Source organism: Pseudanabaena cinerea FACHB-1277, from assembly GCF_014696345.1.
Lineage (GTDB): Bacteria > Cyanobacteriota > Cyanobacteriia > Pseudanabaenales > Pseudanabaenaceae > Pseudanabaena > Pseudanabaena cinerea.
Map to the genome: position 1 here is coordinate 1 of NZ_JACJPY010000001.1, position 21,191 is coordinate 21,191.

The window sequence follows — 21,191 nt, forward strand, 5'->3', positions numbered from 1 at the left end:
TTCAATGCTTCTTTGATGGCTTTAAATCTGGCTAAGTTCGATGCTTGGCAATCTCATCTTGCCGCTCATCCTCACAAAACTTTTGTCTTTTCGATGGCGAGTTACAAACGCTTGGCTTTCAATCGCCTTCTCCTTGACCGCTTTATTTCCCTGTTAGATTTAGACCTTACTTCGATTAAATTACACCCTAATTTCCACAAGCTTTGCTCTTACGGCTCTATCTCTGACCAATTTTGTCCGTAGTATTGATCTAGGTAAAAGTGTTTAATATTTCCTCTAGACTCATAAGCTTCGGCATACTTTTTGTTTAGTCGAATTGCTCTTGTATAGTCATTAATTGCACCTTGATAATCTTTTATTATCGTCTTTGCCTCTCCTAAATTATAATAAGCTTCGTGTTTGTTAGGATTGAGACGAATTGATTCATTATAGTCAGCAATTGCTTTTCGATATTTCTCTAAATTGAAATTTGCATCCCCACGAAACAAATATACTTCAGAGCTATTTGGATTAAGTCGAATTGCCTCACTATAGTCAGAGACTGCACCCCTGTAATTACCTGCGTTATTCTTAGCGTGACCAGACATTACGTATGCATCAGTATCATTTGGATTAAGCCGAATTGCTTCACTATAATCATAGATAGCTCCTTGGTAATCTTCCAAATCAAATCGTGCTTCAGCGCGGTATAAATAGCCTCTAGCATGGTTTGGTTCAAGGCGAATAGCTTCACTATAGTCAGAAATCGCATCACGCTGTTCTCCTAAATCAGACTTCACGTTCCCTCGATTGAAATAGGCATCAGAATAATCAGGTTTGAGGCGGATGGCTTCGTTGTAGTCGGAGATCGCTCCTTGTTTGTCTCCTTTTTCTGCTTTTTCGTAGGCGCGATCAAAATATTCACTAGCTGACAAAGAACGCTGCGGCATTGGAGGAGGGCTTGAGGGCTTTGTTGGAACGGGACTAGATTGAGAAAACGAATCACCCTTCTTTCTTAAAACGAGAATTTGAGAAGCTTGATCGTTTGCCAAATCAAACTCGATCGCCACCTTACCACATTTAAGAGCACTTTCATAACCCTTCCCTGCCCCGATCGCATCGTAAAACCCCTGCGAAAACTTAATCGCCACATTATCCTTGACAACATCGCGCATCCCAATCGTAAAGGGAATATTTGCCGATATCGCATCACCCTGCACATCGGAATAACAAGCATTCAACACCACACATTCCAAATGGTCATCACAAAGCTGTAACAAATTTGCTAACGGCTTTGCAGGTACAAATTTAATTTCGTTACTATCAGTCGCACGCGATCGCACCTCTCCACCTTCCGAACGATAGATCGCACTTGCCGACTCATCACTTACAAATAACAGTCCCCGATCTCCCGCACCATGACCGCTAAAATGCACAACATGGGGTTCCACATCTAACAAAGCACGGCGCAATTCGGAAGGAGTAGCCGCCAGCCGATATTCCACTACAAAATTGTCACGTTTGCGCGATCGCCTTAACGCCTCTTGAATTGTTTTCACCTCATGATCGAGTTTCAAAGGTGATGAGCCTAAAGGGTTTGCTGCTACTACCAAAATCCTGACGCGATCGCCCGACTGTGCAAGCCTTTCGGCAATACCGACATTGAGGTTCTGCACATTCACAGTACCGCCCTGCACGTTAATACCAATTTTTTCAGTCAAGGGATCGGTCATAATGTTATCAATCGCGAACTATCACATTATCCTTAGATTTCGAGTAAATTACAAGTATTTGTATAATTGGCAAAAGTAAAATCTAATTGAGGCAGCGATCTTCAAATTTCAGTTTTATTCAAGCGATCAGATTTCAATCTCTTTTTCAAGAATATCTAAAAGATCTTGAATACTCAGCACATAACCAGAAACAACATTTTCCTCTGACTCAACATGAATATGATGCGGAAAATTAGGCAGATTTGGAAAATGCGGCACATTGTCCCAACGTTTGCGTAAATTAGCGCGATCGCTGTCCATCCACTGATAGCGATATCTTGTTGTTGTCACAACATTATTCGTAATTTTGAAATACTCAGCAACTTCCAAGAAATCATCATTACTGAGCGTCACCCTTGCCCGAAAATAACCGCGATCGCCTAGATCTAATTCTTCAATAATCGTAAATGCAGCGATCGCATTGCTGGCAATAAGCCTAGATTTGATATCTTCAAGATATTCATTAGCCTCCATAATCTCTACTCAATTTTTGGCTGCAAGACCTTTAAGCGCTCTTGAGTAGATAGCCAAAGCTCATACAGAACACTCCATTCAAAATAACCGATCTCATCGCCTAAATTCCCATCGTTAAATTTGGGATAGAAAACATCGGAAGTCATTTGATATTGAAGTTCGTATATCTGTAATTTTGATTGCAATTCTGAAGCTTGTTTGAGGGTATTTGCCTTTTCTAACTCGATAATTTTGTTGAGAGCGCGATCGATTAAGCTATTGCGATAGCCATTGAGATAGAGAGAATCAAGGATTTTGAGGGGTTCAGGAATTTGTACAATCATAATGTTATCAATCGCGAACTATCACATTATCCTTAGATTTTGAGTAAATTACAAGTATTTGGATAATTAGCAAACGCAAAATCTGATTGAAGCAGCGATCGCCATGCCATCAACAATTCTTTTTATTCAAGCGATCAAAGCTCACCCCCTTGCCCAAGAATAACTAAAAGCTCCTGAACAAATATTGCGTAAAAAATAGTAGGTAATGGCAACGTCAGTTATCCATTACCCACTAAATCTTGTTCAATGAAACAATTGAGACGCACACATAAGATCCCATGAAGCGAAATGGCTTTTCATCAGCTAAAGCGCTTATTTGAAATGCTTTCTGTATCAGCATTTTGGCTTGATCCATACCAGATTTTTTCGATGCGATCGCTGATTGCTAAGGCGGTGTCATAGGTGGGCGCACAGACAGTGACATGACCGAGCTTGCGTCCAAGGGATGATGATTTGCCGTACCAATGTATAAAAGTATTTGGGAAAGAGGCGATCGCCTTACGTTGATGGAGATAGTCGGGATCATTGTCTGCATAGCCTTCCGTGCCGAGCAGATTGATCATGATTGCCACAGGCACAGCCATAGAGACATCCCCCAAAGGCAACCCACTCACTACGCGCAATAGTTGCTCAAACTGGGAAGTGTGACAGCCCTCAATGGTGTAGTGACCTGAATTGTGGGTGCGCGGCGCAATTTCATTGACAGTTACCTCTGCCGATGCGGTTAGAAAAAATTCAATGCCAATCACGCCGATCGCATCTAAGCTGACCATGATTTGCTTAGCAATTCTCTCCACTTCAGCCGCGATCGCAGGACTAACCCTAGCAGGGGCGATCGTGCGGCGGCAAACTTGATCGATTTGCAAAGTCTCGACCACAGGATAAATCACTATGTCACCATGGAGCGTTCGTGCTGCAATTACCGCCAATTCTTGCTCAAAGGGAATAAAGGCTTCGGCGATCGCTGGTGCTTGGTGTATAGATGTCCAAGCGGTTTGTAATTCCTCTACATTTTTAATCACCCAAGTTCCTTTGCCATCGTAGCCATGTCTGCGCGATTTTAAAACCAAGGGATAGCCCAAATTTGCCGCCGCATTGATTAAATCTGACTCTTGATCGACTGCATAAAAAGTGGGCGTGGGAATCTGATGGTCGCGGAAATGTTGACGTTGTTTGAGCTTATCAACGGAAATTTCTAAAGTGGCTAGGCGGGGTAGAAATTTAAAATTATGGTAAGCATGATGGAAGCGATCACTATTTTCTAAAGTTTGCAATGCCTCAAGATCCACAAACTCATTCTCAAAGGTAATGACTGGACAATGTTCTGCTAGTTTGGCTGTCGCTTTCGCATCGCTAACTTTGCCATAAACCACACGATCGGCGATCGCCACCGCAGGCTCTTGATCGTTGGCAGCTTGCACCGATAACTCAATGCCAATTTTCTGAGCCGCGATCGCCATCATCCAAGCCAACTGTCCACCACCAATCACACCGACTTTTTGCTGATTCACAACTTTAATTCTCCCGCGCCACATAACTACGGGCGATCGCATCACAACGCTCATTGTCTGGATCACCAGAATGTCCTTCCACCCAATGCCAGCGTACATTGGACGCATTTAGTTGATCCAGCTTTTGCCAATATTCTTGATTTTTGACAGGCTTACGATCCTTAGTTTGCCAACCGTTCTTTTTCCAGCCCTTGATCCATTTGGTAATGCCATCTAAAACATATTTACTATCGGTATATAGATCGACGGGCTGCGATTGCGGTTGCACAGCCAAGAATTCTAAGGCAGCGATCGCCCCTTGCAACTCCATTTGATTATTAGTCGTATCGCGCATTCCGCCACCGATCTCCTTAATCGAGCCATCGGCAAAATGCACCACCACCCCCCAGCCCCCAGGTCCTGGATTTTTTGAGCAGGCTCCATCAGTATGAATGCTCACAATAGTCGAGGTCAAGGCGCGATCAGCAACCTTGGCGGACAGGGTGGGCGTGGGTTTTGGCACTTCCGCGATCGCCGCCTGTTTCGGTTCTGTCGTAATATTCAGAGCCGCCCCCGCAATGTCCTTTTCGCTAGACTTGTAGCTAGATTTATTGCTAGATTGATCGTTAGGCTGGTCGCTAAATTGGGATGGACGCGATCGCCTAATCTCCACTGCCACCGAGCCTTGAAAGTTCGGGATGGGCGGACGCTTGATTACCCGCAATTCCACTTGAGCAATTTGGGGATCTTCTAACAAACTGTCAGCGATCGCTCCCGCCAATCTTTCGATCAACTTATATTTCTGGGTTTGAATTAATTTCTCAATTTTCTGAATGCAGGACACATAATTAACCGTGTCCTCAATTGCATCACTATAAGTAGATTTTTCAAAATCCACCCATAGAGTTGCATCCACCTCAAACCACTGCCCCAATACATTCTCTTCAGGCAAGTATCCCACATAGCCATAGGCTCTCACGCCCTTCAAATAGATTTTATTCAATGCTTTTGTAACTTATTAAGTAGTTTTCCTGATTACATTTATCCATTCTATGATCAAAGCCGCATCGACAGGCACCTGAACCTATCCATAATTTTCTAAAAATAATTCTTAACATATCAACAAGTCACGCAAAGACAAGGTATTCTATACGCAAATATCGTTAATAACTTTACTCTCCAAAATCTAAGCTCAAAGCTTAACCACAACTTAAATAGCCAATTACTCTCAGAAATTCAAGCTAACCAACTCTATAAACTATTGAGACCATAAAACTTTTATTTTTGTTTCTGCCATAACAGCACAAAGTGCTGAACTGTTGAGGGGAAAACATTAAGGGATGTTTATTGATTTCAACTATTTAGTTGAGAATTAGTTAAGAAATAGCGATTTGCAGTCAACTTCATAAGATGCAACTAAAAACACATGAGAAGAACAGGGTTAGGTAGCCGAAAACCACCAGAGCCACCTGATTTTGGCAAAGGTGAAGATATTGTTGAGCCACCTTCGTCAAATTTGGGATTGCTGTTAATCATATCTATTGTCAGTTTGTTAGGGATCGGCTCGATCGCTTTTTTGGCGTTTAATGCTAGTTCCATTGATTTAATTTGTAAGCCTCTTGGTAATTGCAAAAGGTTTAGAGAAGCATCGGAACAGGCTGGGAAAGCGATTGAATTGGCTCAAAGTAAATTTGAGAGCGGTAAGTCTTTAGCAGATCTAAACAGTGCTAGCAAATTAGTTAATGATTCTAAAAATCAATTATCAAGTATTGATGAAAATGCCAAGGATTTACCTATATCTCTGGCGGAACAAAGGGCAAAGGTCGATGAGCTTGATAAAAAAATAGCCGTCTCGGTGGCGTTAGAGGAAAAGGCAGACCAATCACTTAAGGCAGCGATCGCCAAAATCAAACAGGCGGATGCGCTCAATCGCGACCCACAGGGAGCAAAGGAAGAGCCAAACAAGGCACGGGATCGACTCATGCAACCCAAGACAATCTACATTGAGGCGCAATCTTTACTAAAAACAATTCCCGACAAGTCTCTAGTCGCTGCCGAGCGACAAACTAACCTTGCTCTAGCCACCGACAAAATTAAGGATTTGGATAACAAGTTGAATGCGATCAAAGCCCTTGATCCTTGCGTGATTAATCCTGATGCCTGCAAGCCAGTTGATCCCTGTGTTGCTAATCCTGATGCCTGCCGCCCAACTGCTCCTGTCAATGAGCCAGAACCTTACAACCCACCTGCACCCGCGCCTGCTCGCCCGCCCCTATTTGGACCTGGTTCCTATTAATCTAGCTAAACTCACAGTCAAATTCATAAATTAATGCTTACAAAGAAACTGCGATCGCTTTTAGCCCTATTTGTGGCAGGTCTGTTTACATCCCTGATGTTTGCTAGTTCTGTATGGTCGCTCAATGTTGATGGGTTGCGATCAGGCGATCGCCATCCTCAGATCAAAGACAATATCATCGCCTTTGGCAAATCGAGATCCCGCCAAAACTATCTTCAACAATTAGAGATCGCCGATCGCTTCTATACGCAGGGCGCAATTTCTGAAGCCATCAAAATTCAAAAAGAAGTCAAAGCCGATTTTACCAATACTGGTACTGGTCGCCGCCGCGCCATTGATGATCCTGAGCAACTATCAGGAGGTGCAAGGAGCTATTACCGCAATGGCAAATCAGGGTTAGATGAAAACTTAATTACTAAAGCCTTGATCCCATTGCAACGCCTTTCCGAAGACTATCCCGAATTTATCCAAGGGCATATTATGCTTGCCCAAGCCGCCCGCAAATTTAGTGAAGAGGATGCCAAGATTGTTTTAGGCAAGACTAAGTTGGAGGTGGAGTTAGAGGCATTGGAAAGGGGCTCATCAATATTTCCTGAACGCAAGGATCTATTAGACGCAAGGCTTAATGCCTTTCTGACCTATGACAAATTTATCGAAGCCTCTGTCACTGCCCGTCAGTTTGCCACCCTATTTCCCGATGATCCCGATAGTAATAGCTATCTAAGAAAAGCAGATCTTTACCTTGATAAACATCGCAAAGAAATCGCCGATAAGCTCCTAGCATTGGGGTTAGTGGGTTCTATATTTGGCGGTAGGAGGGCTGAGGTAAGTATCGCTGCGATTTTATCGCGCAGTGAATCTGAGTATGGTGCTTTTTTAGCTGAAAACTACAAAGAACAACTAGAAATAGTTAACGATCCTGAAATTGTCAATTACGTTAACCGAGTGGGACAAAAAGTTGCTAAATCAATGGGGCGCAACGAATTTAACTATGAGTTTTATGTTTATAAAGATGATAGTGACATCAATGCTTTTGCATTGCCAGGGGGAAAAGTTTTTATAGCTTCAGGTATTTTAAATGCCATAGGCTCAGAAGCAGAATTAGCGGGGCTATTGGGGCATGAAGTGGGCCATGCAGTACTTTCTCATGGTTATCTCAAAACAATTGAGCGAATTGCAGCAAAGTCTCTTGGTGGCTTTTTTGGAATTTCAGATTTGTTAGCCATTCAACTAGCAGAAAATGCCCGATCAACCGAAAAACAATCGGATATTTTGGGTACTAGAGCAGCCGTTGCTTCTGGCTATTCTGCCGATGGTTTATGGAACATCACTCGTGTATTTCAGGCAGCTTCTGGCAACCGTAGGCAAAGCTACATGGATACCCATCCTGCACCTAGCGATCGCGTAGGTTATCTTGAAGACTTTATTACTCGCAACGCCCTTAATCGCTATGCCTATGAAGGGGTATCTAACTATCGCAATGTGATGGCGCGGCTCGGTGGTGGCAATAACAATGCGATCGCCAATAGTGGCAGAAATAACGACAGCACCGCCTTTAGTGGAGATGGCAATGGCAGACCTGAACGGGATAGCGATCGCCCCCGCCGCAATGATCAACGTGAAGCTGCCAACTCATCAAACGCTTGCCCTCGCGGTAAGGTGTCCTTAGTGGCAAGACAAGAGCGCGATCGCGTCATCGTCAGACTTGATGGCGGATTTGTGGCGACCAGTTGCTCGTCCTTTAGTGCCAAGGTGCTAATTACCAACAACAGCGATCGCCCATTTACCTTTGTCCCTGGCTTTGTCAAAGTCTTTAAAAATAATAGTGATGATCTCAAAGCAAGGCTAACCATGAAAAAAGGTGGTCAGCCATCAGTGGGTGTGGGCGAAACCGTTGAGGCAGAGATTCAAGTATTCAATCATCGCTGGACTAACCAAGCCAGCCAAGATCTAGTACTTGAGTTAAAGGAAGGCAGTTCCGTGGCGCGGGTATTTAGACTCGCATTCTAAGTATTTCCCAAATAGCCAGTGGCATAGCCATTGGCTGTTTGCTAGTAATTCAAAATTCATTTGCAAAATAGAGAGGATCATTAAACCGATGAATATCAAACAAATTTATATCGGTCTAGCACTCACTTCAGGATTCGCAATCACGCTAAACCTGTCCAACCCATCGCCCACGGTTGCCCAAACCCCACAGGAAATCCAAAAAATTGCCCGCGAAATTACAGTACGCATTGATGATAATTTTGAAGGCGGTTCGGGAGTAATTATTGCGAAACAGGGAAATACTTATTACGTAGCGACTGCGGCTCATGTACTCGAAAGAACTAAGTCTGGTAATTACACTGCCGTTACCCATGATGGTAAGCGCTATCCGATCAATTCCCTTACTATCAAAAAACTACAGAATGGCGCGGTTGATCTGGCTGTCGTTAGCTTTGTGAGCGATCGCAATTATCCAGTTGCCAAAATATCCCGCTATCTTGCCCAAACCTACGAACGCCGATCCTTCAATAATGGGGTTTTTGACGGAGCAGCGATCGCCAACCAACAACAGGCAATCTTCGTGTCAGGCTATCCCAACTTATACGATGAATCTAATCCTGATAATTTTGGTAAGACATACATATTTAACCCTGGGCAAATCATCGACACCTCTGGCTCTGCCATCTCCGATCCTACCAACCGCTCCCGTGGTTACTATCTCACCTACAGCAATCTCACCCACGAAGGCATGAGCGGTGGTGCTGTGCTTGATGCTAACGCAAGGCTAATTGCTATTCATGGTCGCAATGATGGAGTTAAAAGAGTTGGGGATCAAATTATTGCCAGAACTTTAGATGAATCCAAGAAAAACTTTAATATTAATTTTGGCAACAGCATTGGCATTCCCATTACTATTTTTTTAGAATTACTGCCCAGCACAGGTTTGCAACTGAATTTAGAAGTCGAAAATACCGCCCCCAGAACTATACCTATATCGGCATTAGATTCATGGATGCCACCAATCCTAGCCGATGATCGCGTAAATCCTGTCTATTGGATCAACCGAGGTAATCAGCTATGGCGCATTGGCAAAATCAAAGAAGCTCAAGATGCCTTTGATCGCGCCACCCAAATTAATGACAAGGTACTTGACCAAAGCATTGCATGGTATGCCAAGGGCTTTGTGTCAGGATTTAACCGCGACTTCCAAGGTGCGCTAAAAAGTTGTACTCGCGCCGTTGAGTTATCGCCAGAAACCTATGATGGCTGGCGATGTAAGGCAGGAGCCGAATATCGCACTGGTAAACTTTCACAAGCACTAATTTCTATTGATCGTGCCATTGAGCTAAACACAAAAGCTCGCCCAAAAACAGGAACGCTTTGGCGCGAAAACCCTACCGACTACACCGAACGGGGCGAGATTTTATTTGTATTAGATCGTAAAGCTGAGGCGATCGCCTCCTTTAGAAAAGCGATTGAACTTGATGATCGCATGGCAGGTGCATGGTCAAATATGGGCTTTGTACAGATGAAAATGGGCGACTTCGCTGCTGCTGAAACTTCCATTGATCGAGCGATCGCGATCGATCCTAAATTCGCACCTGCATGGGCTAATCGTGGGCGTTTATTCTATGAGCGCAAGCGCTATATAGAGAGCATTGCCGCCTATGATGAAGCCGCAAAACTCAACCCCCAAGATCCAGAAATTTGGACGAATCGCGGCGCAGTTCTTTACTTGGCTGGCAATAAAAATCAAGCATTGCAATCCATCGATCAAGCCCTATCCATCGATCCCAACTACAAACCCGCCCAAGAAATTCGCAGTCAAATTGGCTCTAATTAACCTCAGCGCTTGGCGCTGAAAACTAAAACTAAAAAAGAGAAGCATCGCTTCTCCTTTTTTTACCAAATATTGCGATTATTCCTTGGCGGCGTTTCCACACCAGTTTGCCGATTATTCGGCACAGGGATCACCGTAGAATTTTGCGAATTATTTTGCGGATTATTTTGTGTCGTCTTGGGATCAGTAGCAGGTGCAATCAACACATAGGGCTGACAAACCATCGGCAGGGTTTCCATAGGAGCCTTGCTCAAATGCTCTTGACAACGGATTTTTAAAGCTTGATCATAAGCCGCCACCGACTCCTGAAAACGATTCAGCCGATCCAACGCCCGCGCTCGTTCCACCCATATTTGTGCTATATCATTAGTCTGCAAATTGTCATTAACTCCCACCGATGACATCGAAGGCGATGCAACTGGCACAGCATTACTCGCCGACAATAACTTAACCGCTTGATCATAGGCAGTTAAAGCTTCGCGATCGCGCCCTAACTTTTTCAAACAATTGCCTAATAGCTGCCAAGCTAGAGGGTTATTAGGATTAGCATCGATCGCCATATTCACAAAACCCATCGACTTATCGTAATTGCCCTGATCAAAAAAGGTTTGCGCCTGCGAGAGATAGATTTGGGTTTTTGCCTTAACATCAGCATTCGCGTCCAAAACTACACCTTGCTGAGACTGAGCCAAAACAGGACTGACGCTAGCTGTCCCAAGCACAGCCGTAGCTAAAACCAACCCCATTAGTTTGGAGCATTGGTTTATTTTTAAAACCTGATAACTTTTAAACATATGCTTAGATTCCACTCAAGGTAATGATTATGGTTAGGGATTTTTTTTAGACTCGACTGTTTTCTTTGGCTCGACTGGTATTACCAGCGATCGCGGAATTAATTGAGGCACTGCTAATTGGGGCGCTGTTGATGGCGGCAATGCCACACAACCTAACGCTTGGCTCGCCCGACTTTGCAAAACATTGGGCATCATCTGACTGCCAATAAAAGGATTAAAATAAACCTGACCATTAAACGCTTGCTTCACCGTAGACAATGGCGTTGTCCTTAAATGAGTTATGGACTTAACCACCGTTTCCATAGGAATAGACCAACTCAAACTAGCTAAGGCATCCTGCATCGGCTCACAGGGTTTATTGCCATCAGCATAACGATAGACAGGCTTGCCCCATAGAGGATTAGCATGAACGCCATTAATGGCAATCACCCTACCATACATATCCATAACCGCCCCGCCACTCATACCCTTTTCCACATTACTGTTATAGCCAAAAGAATAGCCATACTGCAAAGGCTGCGGCGTTGATAATATATGCTGCCCTTCTGCAAACTTCCAAGCCTGCGATCGCTTAGGAAAGCCTGAAGCAAACACAAGATCCCCAACCTTTAAATCCTCAGATCTGCCTAAACGCGCAGTTTCGTAAGGCAATGTGCTTTTAAAAGCAATTAACTCTAAATCCAAATCTTTAAAATCAAAAGACTTAACCATCTCAGCAAGATGAACCTTGCCATCCATCGTCACTACCTGCATAGTCTTCACTTTTTCCAAGACATGACGATTGGTGATCACAAAATATACGCCTTTAGTCTTGTCAATAATTACCCCAGAAGCAGCATTGCGATCGGAAACCACTCTCACAGTTACATTCTTCGCACGCTGCTCTAACTGTTCAATGGAATAGGGCAGAAATGCTTCAACTGATGGACTAGGCTGAAAAGTAGATATTAAACCAGCTATAGGTAAAGTCCAAGCAAATCTATTCCTAACTGGACAGGGAATACCAAGTAAATAAGCAACTCCAAACGATTCTAAAAAGCACATTTAAAAAAAGCACATTTAATATTAGGAGTAATCAGAATTTAAAAAGGCTGGCTATGCCAACCTTTTTAAAGTTCGATAACTTTTCAACTTAGGCAATTACCACAAGCGAGGCTTGTTGGTAGAAGTTGGCGCTGCAACTGGAGTAGATGGGGCTACCTTCTTAACAAAACTAGCAGAACCCGACAACCTAGCTGCCCCTTTAGCGCAGCTTTCGTAAGCACCTTGGCTGCTACCAGCTTCGATCAAGCATTGAGTATTGACATAAGGTCGAGCTTCATTTTCCTCTAAAGCTGAACCTGCCTGCAATCTCACATTGATTAGCTCCTCTAGAGTCACGCGAGGGTTAACCCCAGGACGCACCGTAATCAGCAAACCTTCAGACTTGAGATCGCGACTACAATCGCCGCCTTCACTCCTAGTTACACAGATGACGCTCTGACCATTAATCCTGCCAATAGTCATGAAATCGATCTCCCGCAAGTCATTAAAGTATTGAAACCTTGAAGAGATCTCTTCACAACGTCTTTGGTTAGAAAATCCTGCACCTTCAAAAGCACCCGAACTATACCTGATAATTGGGGCTTCTGTACCATCAGGCATAACCGCAAGGGTAGCGGGTTTACCTTGATCAGTGCCACACACAAACTTTGTCTTTGATTGGGCATTAACTGACTGATCGGCAATTTGATTGCCCATTACCAAAGCCAAAGTCAAGAATCCAGTGTTTAAAACCTTAAAGCAAATCTTCATTAGTTTAGCCCAAAAATATTTACCCTATCCAACTTAAAATGTACCCTAATTTCAGCAATTAGTTACAACAATACCTGTAAATATCAAACAATTACTCCTTTGCCACCAGAGAATTATCCAGAGAATTATTAAAAGTAGCGTTTGGCACTGCCCTGAGTAAACTTGACAAATTTGTAAACTTTAAAAACCATTGTTCCCTGATATCAACAGCATCAAATGTTACATACCTAATGTAAAATAGTTTTCGGCTATTACTCAACCTGCAATGATCTCTAGTAACGATTTTCGACCCGGCGTAACAATTGAACTCGATGGCGAAGTCTGGCGTGTAGTTGAATTTTTACACGTTAAGCCTGGCAAGGGTTCCGCTTTCGTTCGCACTACCCTCAAAAGTGCGATGACAGGTAAAAACTTAGAAAGGACTTTTAGGGCTGGGGAAATGGTTCCTCAGGCGGTTTTAGAAAAAAGTTCGATGCAACACACCTACAAAGATGGTGATGGTTATGTCTTTATGGATATGCAAAGCTATGAAGAAGTAACCTTAACCACAAACCAAATTGGTAGTCGTGTTAAGTACATCAAAGAAGGCATGGAAGTTAATGTTGTCCGTTGGGGCGAGCGCGTGATTGATGTTGAGTTGCCAAACACGGTTGTGTTAGAAGTGATCGAAACTGATCCAGGACTCAAAGGTGACACCGCCACGGGTGGCACTAAGGCTGCCAAGGTGGAAACTGGCGCAAATATCAATGTGCCGTTGTTCGTGAACATTGGCGATCGCATCAAAATTGATACCCGTGAAGACACATATTTAGGGCGAGAAAATTAGGTGGAATTTAGCTTAGAGCAATTGCGGGAATTAGTGACGATTCTCAACAAGACAGACATCACCGAGCTAACTTTAGAATCGGGGGATCTGCGTTTGAGTATTCGTAAAAGTGAGACTAAGGTGGCAGCATTGCCAACCAATGTTTCAGCTTCTGCATTATCAGCACCAGTGATTGACACAGTTCAGCATAATGTACCGACACATAGCGCAACAATTGCCGACTCGTTGCCTGCAAAGAAACTCATCGAGATTACTTCGCCGATGGTTGGCACTTTTTATCGTTCTCCAGCTCCTGATGAGCCTCCCTTTATTGAGTTAGGGGATGTGGTCAAGAAAGGGAGTACTGTTTGCATCATCGAAGCGATGAAGTTGATGAATGAAATTGAATCAGAGTCTACTGGCAAAATTGTGGAGATTTTGGTAGAAAATACTCAGCCTGTAGAATATGGACAGGTTTTAATGCGGTTAGAGCCAATCTAAGACCTAATATTAATCAATTTAATCACTTAAAAATTATTTACACAAAGAAAGAATAGGGCAATGCCCTATTCTTTCTTTGTGACAACTCATACTTGTGAAGTATTGTGTCAAAATGTAAATATTTGTTAAGCTAGCGTCATAAAGTTTAGAACAAGTACAGAGCAACTAATGGAAACTAGGTTTAATTTCGATGGCGGAAGTTTATTCACACCGATCGCATTTCGCGAAGACTTTAACCAATTTGCCAGATTAAGCGCAACCCAAGCATGGTCTTTGTTTTTTACTGCCAGCCGTGAGGATAGTGCATTAGGGCTTAGCCGTGCCGCAGGTAGATTTTGGACTGGTCTGTTAGTTGCTACGGCGATCGAATCAATTGTGGGCGTAGTAATTTTCCAAGTTTTCTAGATGCAAACCCATTGCAGCAACTAAAGAGCAGAATTTCGTTGGCTCTCGATAATGTTTACGCGCCGCGAACGTTATTGAGCAGCCAGTTAAACTTTGCCTCCGCAAGCTCTAAATGACCGAGCATAGACTTGTCAAATCCACCAATATGTGACTCAAGATTGTCTCCCAAACCATAACCAAGACGAATCACCGTACCGCGCAAGCGATCAGAGAGACAAAGACAAATTGCACGATAGAAGCGAGAAGAAAAGCTAACATCCTGTTGTAATTTGTTTAGTAACTGTATCCTTGGGATGGATAAAACAACAGACTGCTCAATCGCTCTCACTGTAGCAAGGGGGAGACGGGTATCGATAAACGACACTTCACCAAGGATTTCTCCCGCAGATATTATGGCTAATTCTTTGTGATCCTGTGATTCGATCGCCACACTAAATGATCCATTAACAACAATATAAAGAGCATCACTGATCTGCCCTTCACGAATAAGGACGCGCTCTGGAGTGATTGTTTCCTTTTTGCCTTTCTGCACAAGCCAGTCAAGATCGCTATTATTCAGTTCACTAAAGAAAAGCAATATCTTCTTCACATTCAACCTCTGTATACTTTGTAGCGGCTACAAAATTAATAAATATAGCGTTTTGCTTTCAGCGCCTTGCACTTAAATCCAGACCAAAACTTTTATTTCGGCTTGTTAGTTCGGCGATTGCCGTAGGTCAAACATAATACCCCTACAATAGCGATCACTATGCAATAGTCTTAACAAAACAAATTGTTCCTGTAATAAGGTTTTGTAATTACAGTCTACTTAGGCTTTGAGGAATACAAAAACACCTTTAAGCATCGGCACAAAGCACCGATGCTTAAAAATATCTTTGGGTTTTAAGTTGGCGCAGAGCAAGGCAATCTCTCAACTTAGAAAAATTGAGATAAGCCATTAGGACGCAAATCTCTGTAGTCAAGAATTTTGCGAACTACATCAAAGGTTTGAGCATCATTTACAGATATCAATGGTGTGAGCTGACCTGGCAATATTTGCATCGCGGGCGGCATATCACGGGTAAAGACATTGATGGCACGATTGATCAGAGTCCGATTTCCTTTGATAAAAGCATTGGTGTATGTCAATCGATCAGGGACTGAAGGCAAGCCAGAAATATTAAATAAGTTAGTTGGAATACCTTGCGTAGTGGTTAGAAATCGCACAACAGTCTGAGTAATTGTGCTAGAAGTTTGAATCTGAGTAAAGTAATCGTAAACTCGCGCATTTTGATCGATCTTACCCAAGCGCTTAGAATCAATGCCAGAGACAGTGCGTAATGTACCGTAAGCAATAGGATCACTTGGTAAGATCAAGTTAATTGTTGCAAAGTCCTTTAACAATTGTACTTCGGTGTAGCCGAGGGGACGGTTTTGCAAGTCAAATAAACGCACAACGAGGCGATCGCCTGAATTAAGTCCTTTAACAAAAGAAGCGCGTTGATTAAGATTAAAGCGATAGTCGCCTAAAAATCGCTCGGCTAAAAATCCATTAGAACGCTTAGACTTCAACGATAAACGGGCGATTACTTGAGAAAATCTGGGCTGATTTTGACGAATCACTAAACTGAAATGTCCGCGATGAGGGTTAGCTTTTGACAGCTCAACCCCATCTGGAGTCTGCCGCCGCCGATTAGAACGCCGACGATCGCGATCTCGATCATCATCATCATCATCATCATCATCATCATCGTCATCGTCATATTCATCATCATCATCATCCTTTCGAGACACAACGACGGTATTGATAGGCTTCTGTGATGACTGTACAGTTGTGGTTTGGATCACCTGAGAGCTAGATGATTGTGTGGTAATTCCCAAGTCTTGATCGGACAGATTTGTGTCACTGGAGGAATTGTTAGAAGTATTGTTGGAGGTATTTGTAGAAGTATTTGTAGAAGTATTGTTGGAGGTGTTTGTAGAGGAATTGTTAGATGTGTTTGTAGAGGAATTGTTAGAAGTATTGTTGGAGGTATTTGTAGAGGTGTTTGTAGAAGTATTAGAGTAAACAGAGCTAATTCTGCCTGAAGTAATTTCCGTAGCACTCACCGTGACAATTGAACTAAATGCGCGAACTGAGTCAATCTCAAATCTAGCATCCTTTACGCCACCAGGTAAGTCATAACGAATGCTCGTAACAGCTCTCAATTCACCATTGTAAATATCATCAAGGGAAATGCGATTACGTAGCAAACTGATGGGAATCATCTCCACAAAGGTAGATTGGCGACCAGCACTGCGACTCAAGAGCCTTGCTCCCGAATTGGTATAGATTTCTTGCCATCCTTCAGGACGCTTGACATAGAGTTGATAAACCGCATTGGCATAGCTTGTCTGAGGTTTATTAACAACATTGAGCAAGATGCCAATGTTTGCAAGACTGCCAGAATTATCAACTACTCTTAATAGCTGTACCGCAGTTTGCCAGTCTTGCGAAGTTTGTGCCAACAGGGTAGTTGGCTGTTGCTGAGGGGCCGCGATCGCCTCGTTGATGGTCAGTAACGAAAGAACAGGGAATGTAGCAGAAAGCAGGCAAAGAGAAGTTCTTTGGAGGTTCTTACTCCATTGGGTGCGAAAGTTTTGACGAAAAACAGCCATTATGATTTGTCCCCAATTTGGTGAAGTTTATATGAATCACAGAATCATTAATAAACTCCAGCTATGACGCATTAGAGATGAACTAGTTCCAGACCTAATTTCATGCCTAATTTACTAAGGAAATCTTATAGCGCTTTGCGCCCAAGCCCAAACCCAAAAAAATATTGAGAAATTTGCTTAGCAAAGCTTCCACCAATGTTTCCCCTGTGATTCGTTTGCTCTAAAAAAATCTTGATAACTGAATCTGCGCCCAAAAATTTTGCAAGCGATCTCCGAAGCTAGGATGGGGAAAGTTAGTCTGTATTTGCCATTTTTCTAATAGTAAATGCCCCATAGGAGTCAAGCGGAAACTATCCGTAATTCCCTGACCATCCACTTCACGGCGCAATATCCCCACTTGAATTAGCCATAAGAGCGCATTCTCAACCACAATCAAATTACGGCTCTCGTGCAAATAGCCATTCTTTATCCCTTCATTCCCACAGATCCCCCGCAAACTTACCCCTTGCACTGCCATATCTGCAAACAACTTTACGGCAAACGGTGAACAGCGTAAAGCGATTTCAGCACGTTTAATATTCTGCGGCGTATGAGCAGATATACTTGCAGAACGGTCTTGAACCTGAGAATTTTCCAAGTCTTTACCCAACATCTAGGATTTTACGTAGGCTTTTAATCGTGGTAATTGACATACTTTTGAGAAGAGCCTATTGAGGCTTTGAGTGGTACAGAAATATTTTTGCAAGCGCCGCTTTCAAAAATATTTCTGGTTTTTAAATAATCGCAAAGCGCTGTAACAAGAATGATTGCAAGCAATAAAGGCTAGCCATCATTCCTGTTTAAGTAAATTTAAGCGTTAACTTTTCCGTAAAATACGCCACGGATAAGTACTTCCTTAGGTTCTACACCACCAAGATCATTATCAGAAGTTTGCTCACATTCAAACGTGCCAGCAATTTCGCCAGTGTCAGCATTTAGCTTCGCAACCTGTAGAGAGAAAGTACCCTTAGAGGTAGAGTCATCCTTAATGCTGCGATAGTCAAAGCTGTTACGCTTTGCAGGTAGAGCTTCAGCAGCATCATAACCGATCGCCAAACCTCGTCCCTTAGGATCGATAAATCCAGAACCGCGATAGGTAGGAACCTCAGTAGTACCAACAAAATCAACTGAGGTCGTAATGCCACCAACACCAGGAGCAGTAGTAGCTTTAAAGCTCTTGATAGTAAACAAAATCGCCACCAGCTCGCCACCAGGCATCTTTACCGTGATAGGTTGATAGTCTAAGCCATCGGTTTCCACCAAGCTTAAGCTACCGTCAGCATTACCAGTGACTGTTGCCTTCACAAAATCGAGACTAGAGGTTGAACGAGTCATCAATCTGCTAGCTACAAAGTCTGATTTTTTGCGCTTATTGTTAGATTCTTCTTTGACAAAAAATGCAGTTGGTTCTAGGCAAAGATCGGTAATCTGCACAGATCTGCCAACACCAACGGGGATAAAATTACGTCCACCACGAGATGAACTCAAAATGTCGCCACACTTATTAGCTAAGCCAGTGTTTACAATTTGATCATAGGTTAACCCTGGTGGTACAGCAGCGATCGCAGTACCTGTAAACATACCGCTTGCCAAAACCATACATAAGCTGATACACAATGTAAAAATTGCTTTCGTAAAAATACGAAATTTCATAAATAACCTCTTCTTATACAAACGGGTAGTACTTTAGACATAGTAAGACTTAGGTAGTTAGACTCGATTAGGTATAACCAGACTTGAGCTAGGTCTAATTTAGATCAATTAGATCTTTAAATAGATCGTTAAATTAGATCGATCATCAATATTATCGCGCACGAGGGCAATTAGCTTGGCACAAACTGAAATCCAATCACAGAGAGAATCGCAACAAGTCAGTGACTTATTGGCAATTGATGAACTGTGCGATCAGCTATGGCAGATTGCTCAAAACCATAAAGACAATCCCCATGAGCTTTTGAGTATTTTGCGTACCTTAGAAAAAGTCCACAAAGACATCAGGGATGATCTATTTCAACCCGCCTTACCAATCAGCCGTCACGAGTTGTTTAATTTACTTCGAGATATAGAAACCAACGGTGGATGGCCGCATATCTACCGCATGAAAATCAATGAAATTTGTCGTTATTTAGAACAAACAGAAGAAACATCTAAGCCCCAGTAACACCAAGCCCCGATTGACTGACAAATCTCGCCCGAAGGCGGGCAGGCTGTCCGCGCTACAGGGATTTTGAATTTGCAGGTCAGATATCTTGCCTGACGTTTACTGGATTATTTCCCAAACGAGTTTGCGGTGCATGGCGCAGCAAACTCGTTTGGGGCAAATATCTCACTAGACCCTGCGATATTGCTGATAAGCAGCAAAAAACAAACCGCCTAAAGTAATGAAGATAAGACCGAGGCAAATGCCTGACAAAATTGGTTCTACCATAAAAAAATTATTGAAACTATTGCAAAGGATGAAAATGGATACTGCCAATAGCTTACCAAAGAAACGGGTTAACTAACTCCATGCTTCTAAGTCAGACCTATGGCAGTTGCCGATCAAAAAACATAAGGTTGCCGCTAGGTTTTACACAAGAATACGGCATAGCCATTTCCTTGTTTGGGACGATTAGCTTAATGGGCGTTGGGGAGGCACAGCTTCAGGGTTTAGAGGGTTTGGCGCTGGTTGTACTAAAAATAGCTGTTCGAGATTGTCATAAAGCCGTTTTGCCACTAGATCATTAGCCACTTCAGTTAAATGAATGGGATCAATAAATGCCTGTTGCTTACTGTCTTGAAACAACTGATAGAAATTAAGAAATTTAGTCGCACCTAACTTGCCATTGAGCGACTGATTCGCCAATTGATAGGACGCGATCGCGCGATCGCGATAGTCATTCCCCAATGCTTGCAAGATATTTTCTTCATCAGTTGTCAAAGACTTCAGCTTACCCGTAATTTCTGGCTGCAAGACCAAGATCATAGGAATATTATTCGCCAGTTTTGCCATTTGCTGAACATTTACCAAATAACGATTAAGTCTGGCTTGAGATTCATTAGCATCCTTGCTTAGCTGATCAGCGCTAAAAACTTGATAGTCAGAACTAAATGTAGTCACACTGGCGGGCGCAACCCACTTTTGCCAAGCTTTGACTAAATACAAGGAGTTAAGCCAATTACTAAATTGCTGCCCTTGGTGCTGACGATATTGGGCAATGGGATCACGCAACAGTTGATCAATATTACCGATTTCTTTGGCAACCTGATTGCTAGGCGATCGCATATCTTCATAGCCATCCAAAACCACTAATGCATTAGGACTATAAGCCATGACGCGATGGGCAAGCAAAGCCAACTCATTGCCCGAAGCATAACCAGGCACCGCCGCCGCAATTACCCGATAGCTGCCATCCCGAATGCGCGGCGGCAAAGCTTGCATTGACTCAATTTGATCGGCAAAATAGGGGGTCTCCTTGGGCTTAAATCTTTCGGGGTTACTGTTTTGAGCGCGAACTCGATCATTTAGCAATTTTTCGATCTTAAATGCCAAAGCCTTTTGATTCTGCTCCGCCATATTCGTAAAGGCAGTTGATCCTCCCATCAAAAATACTCGAATCTCATTGGCAGGCTTATCCAATGGTACAGCCGAATCTTGACGGAACCCTTGAGCATTCACCTGCCAAAATTCACTATTCTGATCAGGCAATAGCTCATAGCCCAGCAAAGGGCTACGCCGCACCCGCAATTTGCCTGCATCGGGTAGCCCTGGATAATTATTACCATTGCTATCCTGCAATCTAAAGGCATAGGACTGGGCGATCGCAATAGTCTTGTTAGGAGTTAACTGATTGACTCCCCCTGTTGCCAATACCGCCCCTCGTGCAATCAACTCCGCCATCAGCACCAATAATGGCAAAGCAATTACAACAATTAACAAAGTATTTCGCAACCAAGATTTACGCTTGGCTTGCCAAGAGGGAGTATATCGGTATTTACGCATGACAGGACTATATTTGTGGGTTTTTACAGGAATAAATCAAGAAAAACAAGAAGGCTTGAAAAATTAGCTTC

The 21,191-nt window shown here is 43.1% G+C and carries 21 protein-coding genes and 1 pseudogene; 8 read left to right on the forward strand and 14 right to left on the reverse strand.

The window, feature by feature from the left end; translation table 11 throughout:
* A pseudogene (locus tag H6F44_RS22945) lies at positions 1-243 on the forward strand (transposase); the annotation flags it as partial.
* Here H6F44_RS22945 and H6F44_RS00005 read toward each other — a convergent pair.
* The 5 genes from H6F44_RS00005 to rnhA all read right to left on the reverse strand — a co-directional run bounded on the left by H6F44_RS00005 (position 210) and on the right by rnhA (position 5,041).
* Positions 210-1,712 (reverse strand): CHAT domain-containing tetratricopeptide repeat protein, encoded by a 1,503-nt coding sequence (locus H6F44_RS00005; protein ID WP_190348869.1) that lies wholly within the window; start codon positions 1,710-1,712, stop codon positions 210-212. The pseudogene H6F44_RS22945 and the gene H6F44_RS00005 overlap by 34 nt on opposite strands.
* 126 nt (positions 1,713-1,838) lie before the next feature.
* Complete coding sequence (locus H6F44_RS00010) at positions 1,839-2,225, reverse strand: toxin-antitoxin system TumE family protein (RefSeq protein ID WP_190348870.1); 387 nt, start codon at positions 2,223-2,225, stop codon at positions 1,839-1,841.
* A 5-nt stretch (positions 2,226-2,230) separates the two neighbouring features.
* Complete coding sequence (locus H6F44_RS00015; RefSeq protein WP_190348871.1) at positions 2,231-2,548, reverse strand: hypothetical protein; 318 nt, start codon at positions 2,546-2,548, stop codon at positions 2,231-2,233.
* Between the two features lie 299 nt (positions 2,549-2,847).
* Positions 2,848-4,167: a 5-(carboxyamino)imidazole ribonucleotide synthase gene (locus H6F44_RS00020; RefSeq protein WP_242016370.1), complete on the reverse strand. Its 1,320-nt coding sequence runs from the start codon at positions 4,165-4,167 to the stop codon at positions 2,848-2,850.
* Positions 4,064-5,041: a ribonuclease HI gene (gene rnhA, locus H6F44_RS00025; RefSeq protein WP_190348872.1), complete on the reverse strand. Its 978-nt coding sequence runs from the start codon at positions 5,039-5,041 to the stop codon at positions 4,064-4,066. The genes H6F44_RS00020 and rnhA overlap by 104 nt, the downstream gene beginning before the upstream one ends.
* 423 nt (positions 5,042-5,464) lie before the next feature.
* On the opposite strand from rnhA, the gene H6F44_RS00030 reads away from it, so the two are divergent.
* The 3 genes from H6F44_RS00030 to H6F44_RS00040 all read left to right on the forward strand — a co-directional run bounded on the left by H6F44_RS00030 (position 5,465) and on the right by H6F44_RS00040 (position 10,166).
* Entirely contained in the window at positions 5,465-6,334 is an 870-nt protein-coding gene (locus H6F44_RS00030) for a hypothetical protein (RefSeq protein WP_190348873.1), read from the forward strand.
* 33 nt (positions 6,335-6,367) lie between these two features.
* On the forward strand, positions 6,368-8,344 hold the full coding sequence (locus tag H6F44_RS00035; RefSeq protein WP_190348874.1) for a M48 family metalloprotease: 1,977 nt from the start codon (positions 6,368-6,370) through the stop codon (positions 8,342-8,344).
* An 88-nt stretch (positions 8,345-8,432) separates the two neighbouring features.
* Positions 8,433-10,166: a tetratricopeptide repeat-containing S1 family peptidase gene (locus H6F44_RS00040; RefSeq protein WP_190348875.1), complete on the forward strand. Its 1,734-nt coding sequence runs from the start codon at positions 8,433-8,435 to the stop codon at positions 10,164-10,166.
* A 59-nt stretch (positions 10,167-10,225) separates the two neighbouring features.
* Here H6F44_RS00040 and H6F44_RS00045 read toward each other — a convergent pair whose 3' ends face one another.
* From H6F44_RS00045 to H6F44_RS00055, 3 genes are all read right to left on the reverse strand, one after another.
* Entirely contained in the window at positions 10,226-10,957 is a 732-nt protein-coding gene (locus H6F44_RS00045; RefSeq protein ID WP_190348876.1) for a tetratricopeptide repeat protein, read from the reverse strand.
* Between the two features lie 33 nt (positions 10,958-10,990).
* Complete coding sequence (locus tag H6F44_RS00050; RefSeq protein ID WP_190348877.1) at positions 10,991-12,001, reverse strand: S1 family peptidase; 1,011 nt, start codon at positions 11,999-12,001, stop codon at positions 10,991-10,993.
* A gap of 96 nt (positions 12,002-12,097) precedes the next feature.
* On the reverse strand, positions 12,098-12,751 hold the full coding sequence (locus H6F44_RS00055) for a COP23 domain-containing protein (RefSeq protein ID WP_190348878.1): 654 nt from the start codon (positions 12,749-12,751) through the stop codon (positions 12,098-12,100).
* Between the two features lie 265 nt (positions 12,752-13,016).
* On the opposite strand from H6F44_RS00055, the gene efp reads away from it, so the two are divergent.
* The 3 genes from efp to H6F44_RS00070 all read left to right on the forward strand — a co-directional run bounded on the left by efp (position 13,017) and on the right by H6F44_RS00070 (position 14,462).
* Positions 13,017-13,577, forward strand: a complete 561-nt coding sequence (gene efp / locus H6F44_RS00060; RefSeq protein ID WP_190348879.1) for an elongation factor P — start codon at positions 13,017-13,019, stop codon at positions 13,575-13,577.
* Positions 13,578-14,057, forward strand: a complete 480-nt coding sequence (gene accB / locus H6F44_RS00065; protein ID WP_190348880.1) for an acetyl-CoA carboxylase biotin carboxyl carrier protein — start codon at positions 13,578-13,580, stop codon at positions 14,055-14,057. It begins immediately after the preceding gene.
* Between the two features lie 168 nt (positions 14,058-14,225).
* Entirely contained in the window at positions 14,226-14,462 is a 237-nt protein-coding gene (locus tag H6F44_RS00070; protein WP_190348881.1) for a hypothetical protein, read from the forward strand.
* Between the two features lie 55 nt (positions 14,463-14,517).
* Here H6F44_RS00070 and H6F44_RS00075 read toward each other — a convergent pair whose 3' ends face one another.
* From H6F44_RS00075 to psbO, 4 genes are all read right to left on the reverse strand, one after another.
* Positions 14,518-15,051: a cyclic nucleotide-binding domain-containing protein gene (locus H6F44_RS00075; protein WP_190348882.1), complete on the reverse strand. Its 534-nt coding sequence runs from the start codon at positions 15,049-15,051 to the stop codon at positions 14,518-14,520.
* A gap of 326 nt (positions 15,052-15,377) precedes the next feature.
* Positions 15,378-17,099 carry a hypothetical protein gene (locus tag H6F44_RS00080; protein ID WP_190348883.1) on the reverse strand — a complete coding sequence of 574 codons (1,722 nt, stop codon included), beginning with the start codon at positions 17,097-17,099 and terminating at the stop codon, positions 15,378-15,380.
* A gap of 220 nt (positions 17,100-17,319) precedes the next feature.
* On the reverse strand, positions 17,320-17,751 hold the full coding sequence (locus H6F44_RS00085; protein WP_190348884.1) for an Npun_F0494 family protein: 432 nt from the start codon (positions 17,749-17,751) through the stop codon (positions 17,320-17,322).
* A gap of 197 nt (positions 17,752-17,948) precedes the next feature.
* Complete coding sequence (psbO, locus tag H6F44_RS00090) at positions 17,949-18,791, reverse strand: photosystem II manganese-stabilizing polypeptide (protein WP_190348885.1); 843 nt, start codon at positions 18,789-18,791, stop codon at positions 17,949-17,951.
* A 175-nt stretch (positions 18,792-18,966) separates the two neighbouring features.
* Between psbO and H6F44_RS00095 the strand changes: the two genes are divergently transcribed.
* Positions 18,967-19,299: a hypothetical protein gene (locus tag H6F44_RS00095; RefSeq protein ID WP_190348886.1), complete on the forward strand. Its 333-nt coding sequence runs from the start codon at positions 18,967-18,969 to the stop codon at positions 19,297-19,299.
* 168 nt (positions 19,300-19,467) lie between these two features.
* Here H6F44_RS00095 and petG read toward each other — a convergent pair whose 3' ends face one another.
* Together petG and H6F44_RS00105 are read right to left on the reverse strand one after the other, a co-directional pair.
* Positions 19,468-19,566 carry a cytochrome b6-f complex subunit V gene (gene petG / locus H6F44_RS00100; protein WP_071590170.1) on the reverse strand — a complete coding sequence of 33 codons (99 nt, stop codon included), beginning with the start codon at positions 19,564-19,566 and terminating at the stop codon, positions 19,468-19,470.
* 183 nt (positions 19,567-19,749) lie between these two features.
* The gene (locus tag H6F44_RS00105) at positions 19,750-21,120 is read right to left on the reverse strand and encodes an SGNH/GDSL hydrolase family protein (protein WP_190348887.1); all 1,371 of its coding nucleotides are present in this window, start codon (positions 21,118-21,120) and stop codon (positions 19,750-19,752) included.
* Positions 21,121-21,191: the final 71 nt, after the last annotated feature.

Coding starts and splice junctions, on each gene's coding strand:
- H6F44_RS00080 (WP_190348883.1), bottom strand. CDS start 17,099: ATGGCTGTTTTTCGTCAAAACTTTCGCACCCAATGGAGTAAGAACCTC.
- efp (WP_190348879.1), top strand. CDS start 13,017: ATGATCTCTAGTAACGATTTTCGACCCGGCGTAACAATTGAACTCGAT.
- psbO (WP_190348885.1), bottom strand. CDS start 18,791: ATGAAATTTCGTATTTTTACGAAAGCAATTTTTACATTGTGTATCAGC.
- H6F44_RS00070 (WP_190348881.1), top strand. CDS start 14,226: ATGGAAACTAGGTTTAATTTCGATGGCGGAAGTTTATTCACACCGATC.
- H6F44_RS00040 (WP_190348875.1), top strand. CDS start 8,433: ATGAATATCAAACAAATTTATATCGGTCTAGCACTCACTTCAGGATTC.
- H6F44_RS00045 (WP_190348876.1), bottom strand. CDS start 10,957: ATGTTTAAAAGTTATCAGGTTTTAAAAATAAACCAATGCTCCAAACTA.
- H6F44_RS00010 (WP_190348870.1), bottom strand. CDS start 2,225: ATGGAGGCTAATGAATATCTTGAAGATATCAAATCTAGGCTTATTGCC.
- H6F44_RS00085 (WP_190348884.1), bottom strand. CDS start 17,751: ATGTTGGGTAAAGACTTGGAAAATTCTCAGGTTCAAGACCGTTCTGCA.
- H6F44_RS00015 (WP_190348871.1), bottom strand. CDS start 2,548: ATGATTGTACAAATTCCTGAACCCCTCAAAATCCTTGATTCTCTCTAT.
- H6F44_RS00050 (WP_190348877.1), bottom strand. CDS start 12,001: ATGTGCTTTTTAGAATCGTTTGGAGTTGCTTATTTACTTGGTATTCCC.
- H6F44_RS00035 (WP_190348874.1), top strand. CDS start 6,368: ATGCTTACAAAGAAACTGCGATCGCTTTTAGCCCTATTTGTGGCAGGT.
- H6F44_RS00055 (WP_190348878.1), bottom strand. CDS start 12,751: ATGAAGATTTGCTTTAAGGTTTTAAACACTGGATTCTTGACTTTGGCT.
- H6F44_RS00030 (WP_190348873.1), top strand. CDS start 5,465: ATGAGAAGAACAGGGTTAGGTAGCCGAAAACCACCAGAGCCACCTGAT.
- petG (WP_071590170.1), bottom strand. CDS start 19,566: ATGGTAGAACCAATTTTGTCAGGCATTTGCCTCGGTCTTATCTTCATT.
- H6F44_RS00105 (WP_190348887.1), bottom strand. CDS start 21,120: ATGCGTAAATACCGATATACTCCCTCTTGGCAAGCCAAGCGTAAATCT.
- H6F44_RS00005 (WP_190348869.1), bottom strand. CDS start 1,712: ATGACCGATCCCTTGACTGAAAAAATTGGTATTAACGTGCAGGGCGGT.
- H6F44_RS00020 (WP_242016370.1), bottom strand. CDS start 4,167: ATGCGTCCAATGTACGCTGGCATTGGGTGGAAGGACATTCTGGTGATC.